Source organism: Acinetobacter pittii, from assembly GCF_034064985.1.
In the GTDB taxonomy this organism is placed as follows: Bacteria; Pseudomonadota; Gammaproteobacteria; order Pseudomonadales; family Moraxellaceae; genus Acinetobacter; species Acinetobacter pittii_H.
In genome coordinates this window covers 1,450,111-1,467,381 of the sequence record NZ_CP139249.1, presented here as the reverse complement: position 1 = coordinate 1,467,381, position 17,271 = coordinate 1,450,111, and the positions used below count along the sequence as shown (strand labels likewise).

The following is a 17,271-nucleotide window of genomic DNA, read 5'->3' as shown; positions in this document are numbered from 1 at the left end:
AAGCGTTCATAGTCTCCTATTTTCAATGCTATGAACGCTTTTGCCATAATTCTTATAGCTCTCTGACTACGACTGTTTTTGCCATTTTGTCATGCCAACCTTGTTTTTTAGCATCAAATGCCACCCAGAAAAGGCCTATGCCAAACACTAAAATTGATGGAATGTAGCCAATATAGCGAATAATGCTTTGCATGACTGTGATCTTATTGCCTGTTTTTTCATCTAAAACTTTTAATCGCATTAAACGTTTGCCAGGTGTACCCGCAAAATACAACCAACATAAAACTGAATACAAGAAAGGAAATGCATAGTTCACAATAAGATCGAACAAGTAATTTTGTGGCTGACTACTTAAGCCAGTAGCAAATACTAAGTCGTAATCTCCCCGATAAAAAATCCATGCAGCTGGAATAATTGCTAAAAAAAGAATCAGACTATCAATAATCATTGCACCAAATCTTAACCAGAACCCTGCATACTCATACTTATAAGACATGCTCACCTCACTTTGTTATTGTTTAATAGATTAAAACGTTCTTACAATTTTACTTTTATCCTAAAGGAAACTTTTTTATTTTTAAATACTTAAATAAATTTAATCTTTTCTACTTTTATATTTTATTGTAATTATTTTGATCAAAATAAAACTTAATTTAATATTTTAAAACTGACACTTTTTATGTCAGTTATATTGAAATACTTTTTTCTAGTCTAAGAAAATTAAATTAAAAATAAATATAATATTTATTTCCAAAATAAAATATCTAATTTAAATTCTTTTTTTAATAATAATGCTGCAAATAATAGACCCAATCCAATAATAATTAAAAAGACACTTAAATTGATTACTCCATAAATAACAGCTATGGCACCTAATATAGATAAAATATAGAATATAATTACACTAAATGTTGGCATTTCAATTTATTCCACTACTTAAAATAAAAGCAATTTATTCTATCGAGTTTATAAACGATTGCTGTTTTCAAATGTTGGTTACACTATTAATTTGTATCATCATACAATAATCATGTTATTAAACTTATTTAGTGTTACTTTACTTTAATAACTAGTGATGTATATCACATAATTTTTAGCTAATTTCAAAATAATGTTTTTCAGTTACAAGTTTAATTTTTAGATTTTTATATAAACGTTCTTTTGAATCTTCAAGTGAAGGAATAACTTTTTCTGCAAATTTATCTTCAGTCATAAGTCTGGCATAAGTTTTGTAGCCAATGATTAATTTTTGGGGTTCTTTACCTGTTTGACGAAACTCTTCAATGAGCTTATTTACTTTCTTTGCTGTTAAATCTGCCATCTTCCTTTCTCTCCCCTAAATTTACTATTTTGTTATACGGGTTCTATGTGACAGAAATATGAATAGTAATTTTTTGTAATTTCATGTAATTATTAAAGATTTACTTCTGTAGTATGTCCCCCCCGTTTACAGCAAACCAAAATATTAAATTAAAATAATGATTTATATAATTTTTATTTAATTTCAATTACTTTCAATTGAATAGATGTCTCCAAAGAATGAAATATGTTAATCTTTAATTAATAAAAGCTTCATACATATAACAACTGTAAATAAGAGGAATAACATCATGAATTATCAACATATTATTGTACCAGTAGATGGTTCTGAAATTTCTTTAGCAGCAGCTAGACAGGCTGCTCACATTGCAAAGGCATTTGGTAGTAAATTGACTGCCATTAGTTTAGTTGCGGTAGACCCTTTTAGTGGCGTAGATTTTTATTACATCTCACCTGTTGTAAAAGATTATTTTGTTGAAGCTCGTGCCAATGCAGAAAAGACCCTCGCTAAAGTAAAAGCTTTATGTGCAGAAGAAGGTATTGATGCTGAGACTCAAATCATCCAGGGTGAAATTTCTTCGGATGGTATTTTGAAAGCTGTAGAAGACTTAGGTTCTGATTTGATTGTGATTGGTTCACATGGTCGTAAAGGCTTCCAAAAACTAATTTTAGGCAGTTTTGCTCAAGATGTTTTAAATAGCACTAAAATTCAAGTTTTAGTCGTAAAAGAGTAAATCTCTAGAAGGACAAAAGCCCAATCTAATGATTGGGTTTTTTAACAGAATAACTTCTAGAAATTTTACACTGACCTAAAATCGCTATAGAATAGTTCATTATTCCCTCAAATTTCGTGAGTCACGCCAATGAAGTAAGTCTTTTTTCTCATCAATTTTTTCTTTCTTTGATGTGCAAAATAGACTATTTTTGTGATTTACCGTCTCTATTAAAAATTATCATTATCCTATTTTGTACATCCTGTATTTATGAGGTTTTTTATGACTCAGCAGGCATGTGTAATATCGCAAATTACCTTAGAGTTCCCTTCAAAGGTAATGTTTAAGCATCTAAATTTTAGTCTTGAATCGAATCAGCTATCTGCTCTAATTGGTCGTAATGGCCAAGGTAAATCTTTGCTTATGCAAATATTAAATGAGACACTTGCAGCAGATTCAATTTTTATTTCTGGGCAAATATCTTGGCATGTAAAGCATGCGTATTTACCTCAATTACATCGTTTAGCAGCGCTGACCATTGCCGAAGCCTTAGATATCTTAGATATTTATCAGGCTTTTAAAAGAGTTGAACAAGGTGATGCTAGCTTTGAAGATTATGATTTATTGGAAGGTAAATGGGACCTACCCACTTTATGGAACAACCTCTTAGAGTCAGCTGGTCTACCAACAGATTTATATTTCCCAGTTAAAAATTTAAGTGAAGGCCAAAAAACCAAGTTGGCTTTAAGCTGTTTATTTTTAAAATCAGATCACTATCTATTACTTGATGAGCCTAGCAATCATCTAGATCAGGAATCTAGGCAATGGTTAATTCGTCATTTGAAAAAACACCCAACAGGTGGACTGATTATTAGCCATGATCGGACTTTATTAAATGAAGTAGACCATATTTATCATTTAAATGAACATGGACTACAGCACACCACAGGAAACTATGAAAAATTTTATGAACAATATCAAACCAATATTGCTGCTCTAGAGCAATCTATTCAACAAAACCAACGTGAAGTTAAACACATGAAGCAAAAGCAGCATGATGTATTAATGAAAGCTCAAAAACGTGAGCGGGCTGGTAATAAATTAAGAGAATCAAATTCTCAAGCCAAAATTTTGCTCGACTTTAAAAAGGAGCAAGCAGGCCAAAGTATTGCCGCTATACAGACTCAACATCAACGACAGATTTCGAACAGTCAAAATGAATTAAAAGACAAGAAAATGCTTCTTGAAACTGTCAAACCTCAACAGTTTGTGTTCCCAACTTTTCAGAAGAAATCAGGTGAAATTCTTCGTATTAAAAAACTTAAACTGACTCAGGGAACTCAAAAACCCATTAATCTAGCAGTACAAGCTGCTCAAAAAATTCACATAACTGGACAAAATGGAATTGGAAAGTCAACTTTGCTTAAAGCAATTTATGAACAGAACAAGCAGCCATGTGAAAGCATTCACTTATTTGTAGAGTGCTTTTATCTGGACCAAAACTTTAGCTTTTTATGTGATGAGATGACTGTGATTAACAATCTAACTCAACTGAATAATGAACTTTCAGAAGTCGAGTGGCGGAATTTATTAGGTCAACTCCGAATCCGCGGTGATAAAGGTACACAACTACTGTCTCAGCTAAGTGGTGGGGAAAAACTAAAAGTAGCTTTATTGGCCCTTAGTCAGATAAAACCTACACCTGAACTTCTGTTATTAGATGAACCCGAAAATCACTTAGATATTGAATCTAGGGAGTTACTCGCTCATGCAATTCAGAGTTATGAGGGTGCTGTATTACTCATTTCACACGATCCACTGTTTGTAGAAAATTGCGGTATAAGGGAGTCATTTACATTAACCCAATAACTTTTCAGACTATTTTGCAAATTTACTAGTTCTCATTTGAGAGCTAGTAAATTTTATCAATTCTTATTTTTTTACTTTATTTAAGAGTTCAAGGTCTAAATTATATTTCACAGTTTTATTTTTACGAGCACTATTACGCATTTGATAAACTTGAATAATATAATCACCATCGGCTGGTAAAATTAGCTCTCCTTTAAAACCTACTGTTGAGCCAATCAAAAATGCTTTATCTTTACCGGGCTTTGTTCCGGGTGCAAAAATATTAAGGTAGGCTAAATTACCAAGGCTATTAATATCAAATTTTAAAATTTGACCTTTTTTTGCATAAATTCTATATCGTACATCATCGTAACCCTGAAATTTTCCAGTTAAATTAGTATGCGGTGAACCTTGTAAAAAATTAACTTTTTGTTCAATGTTTTTTGCATAAATAGTAAATGAAGTCGTTGAGATTAATGTTGTTAAGAATAAAGTTTTAATGATTTTTTTCAATTTCCATCCCTCAAAATATTTTTAAATTATTATATTAAAAATAGTTTTATAGAATTTTACTTTATGTATGAGTTTAATAAGTAATAGTTGTTTTTTATAAATAGTAACAAGTAAGGTATCTCAAAAACTTAATATTATTAATTCTGAGATACCTTTTTTATAACTTAGAATCGATATCCTACCCCTAAATAGGTAATCAACGGATCAATATCAACTTTTGTTGTCGCATGTATTAAGCGAGTACCCGTATTTTGATTGACTACATCAATTTGTGCTTTGTTGTTTAGTTTCGCATAAGATACAGAAGCAACCGTGTACCATGAATCATTAAAATCATAGGTAAAACCAGCAGTAAAAATAGGAGCTATTGCGTCATCTGTATCGACATTAACCACCATTTTTCCACTCGACTCTTTTCGGTCTAAAGCCGCGCCTGCTTTGCCATCTAAGACATTTTGAATCATATGACCTGCAGAGACTAGATCAGAGTGAATTCCATCATTAAGTTTAATATCATTAAAATGGGCATACATTATGCCCGCTCCAATGTATGGTCTAAACTTATTTACCCCGCTTTTGCCAAACTGATATTGTGCTTCTATCGTTGGCGTCCATGCTCGAATAGTTGCAGCTTTAGATTTATTTCCTAAGTTGGTAATCGGGATTGCTTGGCCTAAAGTAATCCCATTAGGGAAAAGGTATTTTACCAAGTCATTAGGAGACATTGCGACTCCGCTTAATGGCGCTAATATTTCGCCTTTGCCTTTAACATCAACTTTAGGTGGAATTCCGCCAATAAATTGTAAAGATACATTATCATTCAAATAATAGTTAAAGGTTAATCCCAATGTATCTACATCATCAACCTCAAGCCCTGCATCATTCTGTTGCCAGTTTTCGATTCCTTGAACCGTCGCTATACCAGAAACTTCAGGCTTAATATTACCGTTCTCATCAAGAATAATCTCCCTCATGTACTCATCTTTTAAAGCTAGCTCTAGAAACTCCTTTTGATTAAAGACTTCTCCTCCTAAGTCTACTTCTGTGGCGTTAGGATCAACCGAGTTTAAAAAGCTTGTTGTTGAAATAGTACCGACTTTAGCTGTGGTTCCATTTTTAACAGCGGTATTAATATTAAACGGATTAGCTTTACCTTGTGGCATTACATGTACCCAACCAGCAGACACAGAGAATCTTTTAAATTCCTGCGCATAACTCATGCTTGTGATTACAGATAATGAGCTCAATATTGCTATTTTTATTACTCTTTTTTTCATTTTTATTCCATCCTAGAAATATATATTGCTGCTTTTGCAATATATGTATGGAATATAGCCAAGTTGCCTTTTTTATCAATCAGTATATTTTTTAAACAATCTTAATTTAGATAAATCTATCAATATATCCAATTAATTATATGAAATAGTTATCTAATTTTTCTGACGAATGACATAAGTAAAATTAAAAGTAATTTAACGAATGGTAAAATAAATAAAAATAAGTAGGCTATATAGGTTAGCTATCGTGACTGAATTATTTAAATTAGAATTTAGCTAGATATTTAATTTTCCTTCATAGATATTTCGACAAAAACCACTGAAGCGAACTGGTCTAACTGTTAAACCCTATAGCTAATCATCAAATCTGGAAGAATTTTTAATGAATATTATTACTCGTGATGAGCAAGACAAAGATATTGAAGCAATAGAAAAACTAACCAAAGCAGCTTTTCAAAATGCTGAGCATACGAGTCATACCGAACATTTTATTGTTAATAGTCTAAGAACTCACGGACAACTTACAGTCTCCCTAGTTGCGACTGAAGATAGCGCTATTGTTGGACATGTGGCTATTTCTCCAGTTCAAATAAGTTCAGGAGAAACGGGGTGGTACGGTTTAGGCCCTATTTCCGTTCATCCAAATAAACAGGGGCTGGGTATTGGTACTCTTCTGATGAATAAATCATTAGAAAAATTAAAAAACTTAGGTGCAAAAGGATGTGTTTTATTAGGAGATCCCAACTATTACAGCCGATTTGGTTTTAAAAATTATCCTGAGCTGATCTTGCCTGATGTACCGAGTGAGTATTTTCAAGCTCTAACTTTTTCCGGCAATATTCCAAAAGCGAATGTCACATACCATGAGGCGTTTAACGCGACAAAATAATAGAAAGTTATTGTCTTTAAAAGAAAACTCCTAAAAGTAGGAGTTTTCTTTTTAATTAATTTGAACACGATTTATGCAAATTAAATTGTTTTATTTAACTCGCTCAATCTGAAAAACTTCAATATCGGTAGGTTTAATTCTATGCTTATCTACCTCTCCAACCACACGGACTTTATCCCCTGCTTTTAACTGTAGAGGCTTCCATAAGTCATCGTCGATATCAATTATGATTGAACCGGTTGCATCTTTGAGCTCAAAATGATCACCAGCAATATGCTTTACAATAGTCCCTGTTAAAGTTACCCCAGCTTCATCAGCCAAAGTTTTGATTTTAGATACTGTGACTACATTTTTTGTCGCTTCTTTTAATAAAGCAGCATCTGGTTTAGCCATCACAGCATTACTACCTAATAAAGCACATCCAGCCAATGCTGTTAAAAGTATTTTTTTCATTACAATTACCTGTTTTATAATAGTCTTAGATATATAAACAAATTCTTTTAAAGTTATAGACCTAGCTTTTGTGGTTTTTTGTATCTTATTAAAGGCTTTGTTTAAAACAATATAAATTAAAATATAGAATAATTTTATGAGTTCTCGGGTTAAAACTATTTTCACTTAAGCTTTTGTGTCCAATTTACTCAAGAAAAAGTTTCCATAAGTAAATTGAACACATAAAAAAATCAATTAATTTTTAAACAACAAGCTGTTCTAATTCCATTAAAATATTCATGGCTTCTTTCTCGTCTTCTGTTTGCATAACAATTACTCTGTCATAGGAAATGCCACCAATCTCAATATAAATTTTCGGGTGTGGAAGCTGAGGAATATAGACTTTTAGCGGCTGATAAAGAGCAAGAAGATAACCGAATGAATCATAAGGATAATAGTCATCTTTTACTGACTTTTTTATCACGACATAATGGTTCAATATATTTAAAATAAAACCATAATCATTTTCAGAGTGAAATTTAGCATCCATACCCACCTCCTTGATTCATTTATATTTTTATAATCAAATTTAAAGGTTAAATTTCCGAACTGATGATATTTAAACAAGTTATTTTAAATATAGAGTTCTATTTAAAATAATGAGTTTCGAATTTAAATATATTTAAAACCAAGTGTACTAGTCAACATATTTTGAACAGCGCCATTAAAAATAAATTTTTTGAGTTACAAATCACACTTTAGGACAAGAATAAAAGATATAAAAAAACCCATCTTACGATGGGCTTTAGAGTTTTAACGAGGTTACGAATCCTTATCCATTGAATGAGGAGTCGTGGTTTTATCTTGCTGATTTGTATCGTTTTCACCTTGGCAAGCGCTCACACTTAAAGCAATAAAAGCAGCTAAACCTAAGGATGCTATAATTTTTGTCATGTTTCACCTCATGAATTGTTTAGATTAATGAGTTAATAAATACTTTTTATTAGTTTTACGATCAGCATAGGTTTCTAGGCTTTTTTGTAGATTTAACGCAAAAATGTAAAGCTATTTAGTCCTAACTTAAATTTAAAAACAAAATGTCCAAACAAATATAAGTAGTTCCCCAAAATGTTAAAATCAAACATTAACCGAATGCCTCAGCGTTTTGATGAGTAAGTCATATAAGTGATCTACAGCTTTTGACTCTAAAGATGCCCTACTGCGATAGACAGCGGCTTCCATCGGTTCTAAAGGTCCAAGGCCATGATCGGCCCCCAATATCGTTAAATGCTCAGGTGCACTACACTGTGTGAACACGGCAATTGCTAAACCACTTTCAACTGCTGCAATTTGGCCTGCTAAGCTTGAACTGTTATATACCACACGATAACGGCGTCCTTGTAATGCCAAGGAATTAATCGCACTCTTTTTGGCTTGACTGGTACTTTCATAAACTGCAATTGGAAGTGGGTCTTCTCGCCAAAGCTCAAACTGTGGAGAGCCTACCCACACCATCGGTTCATGAAATAAAAGTGTGCCTTGACGAGCGTTATCTCTTGAAATTAATGCCAAGTCTATATCCCCACTTTCTACCCGCGGTATTAACGAAGTAGATTGCTCACAGATTAACTCGATTTCAACTCCTCCGTAACGTGGTGCAAACCGCTTCAGTACGGGTGTTAAATATTTCGCTGCATAATCATCGGGCACCCCAAGGCGTATACGCCCTTTCAGCTCATCTCCGTGAAATGCCATTTGGGCTTCTGCATGCAAGTCAAGAATACGACGTGCATAACCTAGAAGTAGCTGTCCTTGCGACGTTAATTCAATTTGTCGATGTGTTCGTATTAAAAGTTGGCAATGTAACGCTTCTTCAAGTTTTTTTAGTTGCATGCTAACCGCAGACTGTGAACGGTATAACTCAGGTGCTGCATTCGATAGTGAGCCTGTATCTACTACGGTGACAAAACACTTTAACCAATCGATCTGTAGGTTTTTTAAATTCATTAGGATTTATCTATTCGATTTTCAAATAGTATATAAAAGAATTATGCGCTTTTCTTTATTTGTTGTCTCTCTCATACTGAAATTAGAAGAAGTTATCCATGAATTGCTTAATGACTAAATAAACCTTTAATCACTGTCCTTACCAACAATTTTATCACTTCGTATTTCTTAGATATTACGCACTAGGAGGAGGTTTTATGCGCCTAAATAAACAGATGCTTGCGTCACAAAGTGCGACATCCACTTTCGTTTTACTTTGGGGAAGTGCTGCGATTTTTACTCGATGGGGACTCGACAGTGCCTCACCTATAGCATTATTAATTCTGCGCTTTGCCACAGCTTTGTTTGTTCTGTTGTTAATTGCTATTTTTAGAAAAAGACTTTTACCTAAGCGTGGAACTCGAAAGCAAGTTTTATTAACTGGACTCCTCATTATTGCAGGTTATTCAATTTGTTATTTTAAAGCCATGGCTCACGGAGTCACCCCTGGTTTAATGGCCACAATCATGGGAATACAGCCAATCTTGACACTTTGTCTTTTAGAAAAGAATTTACAAAAAGAGAGATTATTAGGTCTATTCATTGCTTTAGCCGGACTCATCCTTTTAGTGTGGAAAAGCCTGACTATGTCTTTTATCGCTCCAATCGGAATATTCTTTGCTTTAGCAGCACTGATCTGTATCACTTTTGGGGCCATCATGCAAAAAAATATTCAACAAGCTCCAACAGATGTCTTACCACTCCAATATGTAGTCAGTCTTGTCGTTTGCTTATTTATAGTTCCGTTTGAACATTTTGAAATAACGTGGAATTCACAACTCATTATTTCGGTGTTATTTCTTGGAATTTTAATTTCTGTAGTTGCTCAACTTTTACTTTACCGACTTCTAAGTCAGGGCAATATTGTAAATGTTACCAGCTTGTTTTATTTAGTCCCTGTGGTTACTGCAATTTTAGATTTTCTAATTTTGAAAAATAAGTTACCACTTGCGGGTTTAATTGGAATGATGGCAATTTTAATAGGCTTAATGCTTGTATTTAAAAAGAAATAATTCATTTAAAATTTAGTCTAAAACCCTCGGGTGAGGGCTTTAGAAGGATTGAAAACTAGTCTAAAGTTTTCCAATCTTTGCCGATTTGAGCGAGTGCTGGAAGTTCATCACTGTTAAACACATTAGAATTGCGATCAATAGCAAATCGATAGATGGGTACAGAATCAGCTTCTATTTTTTTATAGAAGCTAAAATTTTCAGTAATATGATAATTGCCGGCTTCTGTAGATTTTACAGCCGTTCCTGATGGAATATGTATATAACTTTCACATTCCACTTCAACATTATTTCCATTAAGATCTTGGTAGGAAAATTTCATATTCTCATCCTTTTTAAATTTTTATGATTGAGAAAAACTTAACATGCTATCTGACAAGATTATGGAAACTTTTTTCAACTAATTGTTTAAGTGTGTATATTTAGTTAAAACCAAAAAAATTATTTAAGATAAAAAACCGATTTCAAATACTGCTGCTCTATCTCACAATCCCAATATTTTAAAGGCCCGCTCATCCAGTTCTTTAAGTTCCTCAAGTGTATATAACCGCCCTTCTGGATCAAAAAACTTATCAAAGTCGAATTCCCCTTCTTTATATAGTTGATACCTTTTAGGTCCTAGCCACTCTTTTTGAAAGAAATCGTCTGTTAGTTTAAAAAATTCTTTAAAAGATGTATTTGCATCTAATTGACCAGTTAATTGTTCACGTTCAATCTTAGGAATATCCTTAAATTTTCTTTCATCCATAATGAAAGCTCGGCTGCCAATGAGCTGACCATCTTCATGTGTTGGAATTAAAATACTACGGCAATGAGGATGTAGAGGGGGAACTTTCTTTGTAGGATCATTGATGGTCCAGACACTGCTATCAAGTGCAGCACATACTTTGGATGTTCTTCCATCAAGGACACTTACAAATCTGACATATTCAAACTTTAACTGTTTATAGCTATTTAAATAGGCCTGATTGGATATATGGCTTCGAATTGTACGTACAGTTCGTTCAATATCCGCCTTTGTGCTATTTAATAGTCCATCTTCATATTTAAGGCGTTTAGTGCCGTGAATCCTTTGAATAATTTGTTGATTTGTGGCTCCAGTATTAAGGCTATCCCGAATTGCATACTCGACACGTTGACGCGCCACCTCAACAATTTTCAAGAGCAACTCATCTACCAATGCTCCACCTGCTAAAGGAACACGTTTCGCAGCTTTATACAGCTGTTCGCCTTTTAACTCTTTATGTCTACCACCAAAAATTTTTGACATATATCTGGCTTCATAGACGGCCAATGCCACAGCAGAGATGGTAAAAGTATCCATGAGAACATCGTTAGTGGTATTAAACCACTGAGAAATCAGTGCACGTATCTCTTTTAATGTGGCTGTTGAGTAAAGCCCACCCGCCAATGCGGTTTTTTCCTTTTCACTTAGCTCATCTAACAGGTTACTTAGTTTAGTAAGCATGTTAACTGTTTCGGAATTAAATAAATTAAGAAGTTCATTGACCGATCTTGAAGATGCTCGATATAGATAAGCCTGATGTTGAGTTAGAACATCAAAAAGTGATTTTTGGTGAAGATTAACCATAAAAATTACCTCTACAGAATTGCCCTTTTTATTATTTTCTATTTGTTTGTCTTACCTTATGTAATTTGCTTATTATTAATATCTCTAGAATAAGTTATGACTAACAAGTGTACCTACGTAAAGTTATTTAGCTAACAGCTTATCCTTGTAATTTATGTCTTTATAAAATTATCTAATGTCTAGACTAAATAGAGTCTTTCATACTGAGTAATACAGCATTACTCGGAATATTTTTAAGTATTTTCTTTTGTTGTTTTCGCCATTCTTTATGAAATTTTTTATCAGATTGTTCGGAAAAACTGTCTCTATGCTTCTGACAATCAGTATCTTCTAAATTTGTTGATTGTATGCATGGCCATTTGTTTAATTGAGGTGTCAAAACCGCATTACTCATCAATGAGAGTTCTTCTAATCTAATCAAATTCATATTTACTTCCTTGCTTACATCCGCCCTGATTCTTCAAAATGTTCATTCCAAACGTTATTTGAATTACTTAAAGACCACTATTTTTACTTCTCAAAGCCAATCTAATCGGGGCCTACACACAAATACCACACCCTTAAAAATGCAAAGTGCAAGTTTTGTGTCTTGGTTTACTATTGATGTAACTTGCTATATGCCTCAATAAATTAAGTACAAATAGAATAAGAAAACCATTTAAAGGTTTTCTTCTCTGCTTCCTTAAATTCAGTTATACTGTCCTTAGTATGAGATGAGCCTTATATAGTTCATTGGTAGATCAATGAATGACTAAGCCCTTTGCTTTCGAGCAAGGGCTTTTTTAATGCGTATAATTTGGAAAAATTACTTTTATCTGACTCAGCAATTCAAGCCTCGGTTTGCCTTTACTGAGCAGGTCTGTTAGATTGGTCTTGTTCATCAACTCCTATTGTCGATGAATACTGAAGCCTGATTCGTAGCATCAGGCTTTTTTATGCCTAATTTTATATAAAGACTGGAATAGCTTTTTTGATATAAACCCTATAAAAAATTTATGAAGTTAGAAATAATTTCTTTTCCATGGCACGCCGTCTCACCAACCCCGGTAAACGCTTACCTGCTGCATTTACCCATACATCAAACTGATTTGCAGCCTCTTTGTAATTACCTGAATTTAATTTTTTTAGTAAGGTCGAGTTTTTAAAAGCACCCGTCCCAATGTTATATGTTAGAGAGACTAATGCATCGAATTGATTTTGCTTTAAAGGAACTTTTACAGCACCATTGACTGCACGTTCAAAAATTTTTAAATCATGCTGCATATATGCTTTGGCCTGCTCAAGAGTACATGTGTCACCTTTTTGAACGCTCGAACCATTTGGGTATTTGGTTGTGCCATAACCGATACTCCACACACCTACTCCATCATCATAAGCATTAAGTCTTAATCCTTCAAAATTACAAATATGGTTTACCCCTTCCTGACTAACAGACATCTCATCAACGGCGAAACCAACTTCTTCAGTGCCATTATCAGTTGCTGTAGCAATGAGACTATTATTAGCATCACTTGACCGAGACATGGCAGTAAAAAACTTGCGAAGATAATCCAATATTTTTTGCATTTAATTCCCAATCATCTTACGTTTTCTAAAAAGATATAGCCGCACAACTCTAGTCTCAATGCTTAACTCTCAATTTTTAAGTCATTAATGGTAGAACAATATCTAGTATTAATATTTGTTTAAAATACTCTAAAAATTAAAATGCCCAATATGAATTGGGCTATAGATTATTCTTCAACTTCTATCGGATCACCATCTTCAGGTCGAATATGCCGTTCACCATCATCGGCTGGATCGACACTAGAGCCATCTTTAGTAATGCTGTTATATAACTCATCCTCTTTTTTATCATCGATAAATTCTTCATCTGCAAAATCAAGAGGTTCTTCATCATCGTCAAAATTTAAGGGTTTTTCTTCATCAATCATGAAATTTATCCTTTACTTAACTTGTGTTATTCCATGCTTAAATAATTGAAAGATACATTCAACCCTAAACATTCACCATTTGTGTAACAGACACTTTAAGATACATTTGCTTAAAAAAACCGCCATAAAAGGCGGTTTATAAATTTTACATATTTTTAAGAGGGTAATTTATTATTTTTAAGGTAATCATCTGATTTAAAATAGTTAATAATCATTTCTGCATTTTCCTCTTTATCAGGTAAAGTAGTTACTGGAATACTTTCACTTCCTAGGCTAAAACCTTGAGGCACTAACTGTGAAATTGGCGGAAATTTAGGTTTTCCACCTTCAGTAATCCTTTCAATAAATCCCGCTAACCATAAAATAAATTCCCCTTCATTTTCAAATTTAGGTATAATACTAAAATCAATTTTTACTGAGCATTGCTCAGTAGGCTTGGTTAAACAGTCTTCAAAATTAATAAAGTTATACTTTAATTTAAATTCAGTCCCTTTTATGGTATTACGAATAAGACCGACTAAACAATTTAAGTTCTCTATCATGTCATCAGAAAACAAGTTGTCATTTTTAATTTTTTTATAAACCTTATCCGCTATAGCTAGATATTTTGGCATCATAACCTCCTATCTTCTTATGAATATATTCATATATTTTTTTAATCTATTATTTTTTTATGTAATATAGGGTAAAACTCATAAAGCGAATGTAAAAAGTATAGGTACTTTGCAAGTTAACATTAAAATCAATCACACAATCAACAATAAAATGCGAAATAAATCACATTAATTCTTATATAAAAAGTCTTTTTTGAAAAATTTTCTTTCAATATTTGCTATAAATTATTAATAATTTAAATTAAAGCTTACCTTTCCTATTTAAAATATAAAAGAAATCTTATAATAAATTATATTCAATAAAATTTATTAATTTTTATTATTTTCTAGATGATTTAAAATACTACTAATTTTTAGAAGTAAATAACCAAACAACAGTCCATTAAATATAATAAAAAAACCTATAGTGACCATTTCTGTGGACCATATTTGAATAATATCTAAATTATCATTTCTTGTTTCTACTTGCCCATATGACAAAATAAAGGCTATTCCTAAAACAATTCCAAATAAAATTATGCACCACGCTACAACTCTGGTAGCTTTACTCTCATTATAGGATTTCATTACTTCACTCATATTTTTTCTAGATACTTTTATGGATTTACTTATTTTTTATAATGATTTTTTACTCTTTTAAAGTTTTGTTTATGTTACCTTTTGATAGTAATGTAATTAATTTTTATATTTTTTTAATTTATAAATAAAATGTCTTATTTTATAACTACACTGAAATGTTAGCTTTCTACTTTTGAATTTAGCTCTTAAAGATCACTTCAATACAGCTAAACCCTGATATATCAATACTATAAAGAACCCAAGAGCAGATATAATTTCTCTCAAAAATTATAATATGCTCTTAGTGTTTGAGCATAACCCATTTATTTTGCTTGAAATTTCATATTGAATTTTCTTGCTTGCTTTCTTGCATCAGGATTAGAAGGTAAAACAAATGGACTTGCACGCCATATCGCTTTCTCAATACTTGTTTTAAATTTTTGCTCCTCTTTATCTAAAAAGATAATTTGCTCAATTTCGCCACTATCTGTTAAAAAGACTTTTACACTTGCACTCATGCCTGTAGAAGACTTTGGAATATCCCATATTTTATAAATTTTCTTTTGATATTGTTTTTTATATTTCTCAGCTTCTGAAGTAATCTTAGTATCAGTCACTTGAACTGGAGCAGCCTGTTTATAGCCAGTAGTACACCCAACTAATAAAAATAAAGAAGTAATAATAGTGAAATTTTTCATATAAAGTACCTTTTTTCAATAACTAAAATTTAACAGTTTAAAATTTAAAAAACCACCTAAAGATGATGTCTATTATTCATTATCTTGAATCAGCAAAGGTGTTAAGCCACCTTTGCTCCGCCCTTTTTTAGTTAATATTTTATTATTCTTTAAAAAGGAACTTCATAACGGAAATTTAGATTCGAATTTTCTGATATATTTATATTATAGACATCTTGATCAGTAAAAATTCCATGTTCTGTTGTTTTAAAACTATTAAAAGCTTTATTCTCTGGAACTATTGGAGGTTTATTCAAATAATTTTCTTGAGAGTTATATGTTGATGAGGCACAACCAACTAGCCCAAAACCTAGTAAAGAAATAATTAAAAATGTCTTCATAAATTCCGCCCACTTTTATAAAAACCAAAAAATCTAACAAATTAGATAATGATTGTCACACCAGAATAGTTTAGATTTACTTAACAATTAAGCACTTACAATTCTTTTAAAAAAATAAATTATTGATATATAAATATTAAATTAGATAATAGAGAAGCACTTTGATTAAAAGTTTTTTTGATTTTAATCTCAATATCTATCTGAAGTCATCAATAGCGCTTTATATACAGCACTATTATCCCTTGGTTATTTACCAATTGATCATTTGGTCTAAAAAACGGCCCCAAAATTCCAAATTTTAATGTTACAATACAGTGATTTACTCAATTTCAATTGGACTTCCAAAGAAATGAATAGATTTTTATTAACTTTTTTATTTTTAAATATTGGGCTTTTTCCTTCTTCCGTATTTGCTGAAACAAACACCTTTCAAACGAAACAAGAATATAACCGCCCTAAATTTAATCAGCATAAAAGCATGCTTGAAGTGAACGCAAACTCTCAAGAGAGTAAGCTGAATGAACAACAAAATGTAGATTTTTTTGAAATCGCAAAACAATATCAAGAAAAAGAAACCGAGCCTACTTCGTTTACTGATAACACAGTGAATATGAGTGCTCATGAACGCAGTCTTTACTACCTTAGAAATCATGATAATGTAGGTATTCAAAGAGAAATTCGTGACCAACAATTTAGATCGCTCAAACAACAGCGAGATAAAGGGGTAATTTCTAATGATGCCTATAGAGAAAAAGTCTATAAAATTTTAGATAAATCTAATTTTAGATAAATTCAAAGCCCTCTTTGGAGGGCTTTTTCATAAGTTAAACACTAGAATATGGATCAATTTAAGCGAGCGTCGACATAAAATATTCTAATAATTTATCTCTTTCATCAGTACTATTCGCACTTAAAAGCTGGACCATTGCCCCATCAATCACAAATAAAAACATGTAGGCATCTTCAACTGTAGCGTTAACTTTTATAGTTAAAAGCAGTTTATGAATTTCTTTAATAAACCAGTTCCGGTAGTCAATCACGATTTTATAGGCCGCAGGATAAAGCTTTTCAATTTCAAAAATGGCTTTAAATGGCAGCCGATAAAAGCCTTCTAAGTTTGCATGTAAAAAGTAAATTTTCTTAAGTTTATCGAAGGCCATGAGTTCACGGTACGAATGAATAATTGAAAACACCTCATGTTTTAATGCATCTGTTTGAAAAGTTAAGCTCATCTGAATAAGCCTTTCTTTGGAGTGAAAATAGTTATAAAAAGTGGCTTTGGGAATTTTGGCTTCTTCAATAATTCGGTCAATCCCGATGTAAAACCCATATTGATTAAACAAATCTCTTGCCGCATGTAGCACGCGAAGTGCTCTAAATGATGCTTCTAAATTTGGCATTTTTATACCGTTTAAAATAATTTTTTGTTGTAAGTAAATGAGATAGAA

At 32.2% G+C, this 17,271-nt stretch carries 24 protein-coding genes and 1 pseudogene; 5 read left to right on the top strand and 20 right to left on the bottom strand.

The genetic code is table 11. The features are described from left to right. Positions 1 to 52: 52 nt before the first annotated feature. The 3 genes from SOI76_RS07055 to SOI76_RS07045 all read right to left on the bottom strand — a co-directional run bounded on the left by SOI76_RS07055 (position 53) and on the right by SOI76_RS07045 (position 1,321). Positions 53 to 496, bottom strand: a complete 444-nt coding sequence (locus tag SOI76_RS07055) for an RDD family protein (protein ID WP_104078875.1) — start codon at positions 494 to 496, stop codon at positions 53 to 55. Between the two features lie 248 nt (positions 497 to 744). After that, complete coding sequence (locus tag SOI76_RS07050; RefSeq protein ID WP_104078876.1) at positions 745 to 918, bottom strand: hypothetical protein; 174 nt, start codon at positions 916 to 918, stop codon at positions 745 to 747. A gap of 175 nt (positions 919 to 1,093) precedes the next feature. Further along, positions 1,094 to 1,321: a hypothetical protein gene (locus tag SOI76_RS07045; RefSeq protein WP_104078877.1), complete on the bottom strand. Its 228-nt coding sequence runs from the start codon at positions 1,319 to 1,321 to the stop codon at positions 1,094 to 1,096. 289 nt (positions 1,322 to 1,610) lie between these two features. Between SOI76_RS07045 and SOI76_RS07040 the strand changes: the two genes are divergently transcribed. Continuing rightward, the gene (locus SOI76_RS07040) at positions 1,611 to 2,054 is read left to right on the top strand and encodes a universal stress protein (protein ID WP_002115225.1); all 444 of its coding nucleotides are present in this window, start codon (positions 1,611 to 1,613) and stop codon (positions 2,052 to 2,054) included. 261 nt (positions 2,055 to 2,315) lie between these two features. After that, entirely contained in the window at positions 2,316 to 3,902 is a 1,587-nt protein-coding gene (locus SOI76_RS07035; RefSeq protein ID WP_205668357.1) for an ATP-binding cassette domain-containing protein, read from the top strand. A 63-nt stretch (positions 3,903 to 3,965) separates the two neighbouring features. On the opposite strand, the gene SOI76_RS07030 is transcribed toward SOI76_RS07035, so the two are convergent. The 3 genes and pseudogenes from SOI76_RS07030 to SOI76_RS07020 form a co-directional block, all read right to left on the bottom strand. Continuing rightward, positions 3,966 to 4,394 carry a PPC domain-containing protein gene (locus tag SOI76_RS07030; protein ID WP_104078878.1) on the bottom strand — a complete coding sequence of 143 codons (429 nt, stop codon included), beginning with the start codon at positions 4,392 to 4,394 and terminating at the stop codon, positions 3,966 to 3,968. A 21-nt stretch (positions 4,395 to 4,415) separates the two neighbouring features. Continuing rightward, a pseudogene (locus SOI76_RS07025) lies at positions 4,416 to 4,514 on the bottom strand (hypothetical protein); the annotation flags it as partial. A 44-nt stretch (positions 4,515 to 4,558) separates the two neighbouring features. Continuing rightward, entirely contained in the window at positions 4,559 to 5,671 is a 1,113-nt protein-coding gene (locus tag SOI76_RS07020; RefSeq protein ID WP_104078879.1) for an OmpW/AlkL family protein, read from the bottom strand. Positions 5,672 to 6,053: 382 nt separating this feature from the next. Here SOI76_RS07020 and yhbS point away from each other — a divergent pair, with 382 nt between their 5' ends. Beyond that, entirely contained in the window at positions 6,054 to 6,560 is a 507-nt protein-coding gene (gene yhbS / locus SOI76_RS07015; RefSeq protein WP_104078880.1) for a GNAT family N-acetyltransferase, read from the top strand. A 90-nt stretch (positions 6,561 to 6,650) separates the two neighbouring features. On the opposite strand, the gene SOI76_RS07010 is transcribed toward yhbS, so the two are convergent. From SOI76_RS07010 to dgdR, 4 genes are all read right to left on the bottom strand, one after another. Next, positions 6,651 to 7,013: a NirD/YgiW/YdeI family stress tolerance protein gene (locus tag SOI76_RS07010; RefSeq protein WP_104078881.1), complete on the bottom strand. Its 363-nt coding sequence runs from the start codon at positions 7,011 to 7,013 to the stop codon at positions 6,651 to 6,653. Between the two features lie 241 nt (positions 7,014 to 7,254). Continuing rightward, complete coding sequence (locus tag SOI76_RS07005; RefSeq protein ID WP_104078882.1) at positions 7,255 to 7,542, bottom strand: hypothetical protein; 288 nt, start codon at positions 7,540 to 7,542, stop codon at positions 7,255 to 7,257. A gap of 272 nt (positions 7,543 to 7,814) precedes the next feature. Further along, positions 7,815 to 7,946: a hypothetical protein gene (locus SOI76_RS07000; protein ID WP_032054042.1), complete on the bottom strand. Its 132-nt coding sequence runs from the start codon at positions 7,944 to 7,946 to the stop codon at positions 7,815 to 7,817. A gap of 183 nt (positions 7,947 to 8,129) precedes the next feature. Then, the gene (gene dgdR, locus SOI76_RS06995; RefSeq protein ID WP_016140648.1) at positions 8,130 to 8,999 is read right to left on the bottom strand and encodes a LysR family transcriptional regulator; all 870 of its coding nucleotides are present in this window, start codon (positions 8,997 to 8,999) and stop codon (positions 8,130 to 8,132) included. A gap of 197 nt (positions 9,000 to 9,196) precedes the next feature. Between dgdR and SOI76_RS06990 the strand changes: the two genes are divergently transcribed. Beyond that, on the top strand, positions 9,197 to 10,051 hold the full coding sequence (locus SOI76_RS06990) for a DMT family transporter (protein ID WP_104078883.1): 855 nt from the start codon (positions 9,197 to 9,199) through the stop codon (positions 10,049 to 10,051). 55 nt (positions 10,052 to 10,106) lie between these two features. On the opposite strand, the gene SOI76_RS06985 is transcribed toward SOI76_RS06990, so the two are convergent. The 9 genes from SOI76_RS06985 to SOI76_RS06945 form a co-directional block, all read right to left on the bottom strand. Continuing rightward, a complete protein-coding gene (locus tag SOI76_RS06985; RefSeq protein ID WP_104078884.1) occupies positions 10,107 to 10,370 on the bottom strand; it encodes a hypothetical protein in 264 nt (87 codons plus the stop codon). Positions 10,371 to 10,532: 162 nt separating this feature from the next. After that, a complete protein-coding gene (locus tag SOI76_RS06980) occupies positions 10,533 to 11,639 on the bottom strand; it encodes a minor capsid protein (RefSeq protein WP_104078885.1) in 1,107 nt (368 codons plus the stop codon). 184 nt (positions 11,640 to 11,823) lie between these two features. Further along, positions 11,824 to 12,066 (bottom strand): hypothetical protein, encoded by a 243-nt coding sequence (locus SOI76_RS06975; protein WP_104078886.1) that lies wholly within the window; start codon positions 12,064 to 12,066, stop codon positions 11,824 to 11,826. Between the two features lie 566 nt (positions 12,067 to 12,632). Next, positions 12,633 to 13,205, bottom strand: coding sequence for a lysozyme (locus SOI76_RS06970; RefSeq protein ID WP_104078887.1), 573 nt, complete (start codon positions 13,203 to 13,205; stop codon positions 12,633 to 12,635). Between the two features lie 167 nt (positions 13,206 to 13,372). Then, the gene (locus SOI76_RS06965; protein ID WP_002114613.1) at positions 13,373 to 13,573 is read right to left on the bottom strand and encodes a hypothetical protein; all 201 of its coding nucleotides are present in this window, start codon (positions 13,571 to 13,573) and stop codon (positions 13,373 to 13,375) included. A gap of 155 nt (positions 13,574 to 13,728) precedes the next feature. Beyond that, a complete protein-coding gene (locus SOI76_RS06960) occupies positions 13,729 to 14,187 on the bottom strand; it encodes a hypothetical protein (protein WP_104078888.1) in 459 nt (152 codons plus the stop codon). 309 nt (positions 14,188 to 14,496) lie between these two features. Beyond that, the gene (locus SOI76_RS06955; protein WP_104078889.1) at positions 14,497 to 14,766 is read right to left on the bottom strand and encodes a hypothetical protein; all 270 of its coding nucleotides are present in this window, start codon (positions 14,764 to 14,766) and stop codon (positions 14,497 to 14,499) included. A 302-nt stretch (positions 14,767 to 15,068) separates the two neighbouring features. Continuing rightward, positions 15,069 to 15,443: a TonB C-terminal domain-containing protein gene (locus tag SOI76_RS06950; protein ID WP_104078890.1), complete on the bottom strand. Its 375-nt coding sequence runs from the start codon at positions 15,441 to 15,443 to the stop codon at positions 15,069 to 15,071. A 149-nt stretch (positions 15,444 to 15,592) separates the two neighbouring features. Further along, complete coding sequence (locus SOI76_RS06945) at positions 15,593 to 15,823, bottom strand: hypothetical protein (protein ID WP_104078891.1); 231 nt, start codon at positions 15,821 to 15,823, stop codon at positions 15,593 to 15,595. Between the two features lie 301 nt (positions 15,824 to 16,124). Between SOI76_RS06945 and SOI76_RS06940 the strand changes: the two genes are divergently transcribed. Continuing rightward, positions 16,125 to 16,613, top strand: coding sequence for a hypothetical protein (locus tag SOI76_RS06940; RefSeq protein ID WP_104078892.1), 489 nt, complete (start codon positions 16,125 to 16,127; stop codon positions 16,611 to 16,613). A gap of 58 nt (positions 16,614 to 16,671) precedes the next feature. Here the strand turns inward: SOI76_RS06940 and SOI76_RS06935 are convergent, their stop codons facing one another. Further along, positions 16,672 to 17,223: a TetR/AcrR family transcriptional regulator gene (locus SOI76_RS06935; protein ID WP_104078893.1), complete on the bottom strand. Its 552-nt coding sequence runs from the start codon at positions 17,221 to 17,223 to the stop codon at positions 16,672 to 16,674. Positions 17,224 to 17,271 lie beyond the last annotated feature (48 nt).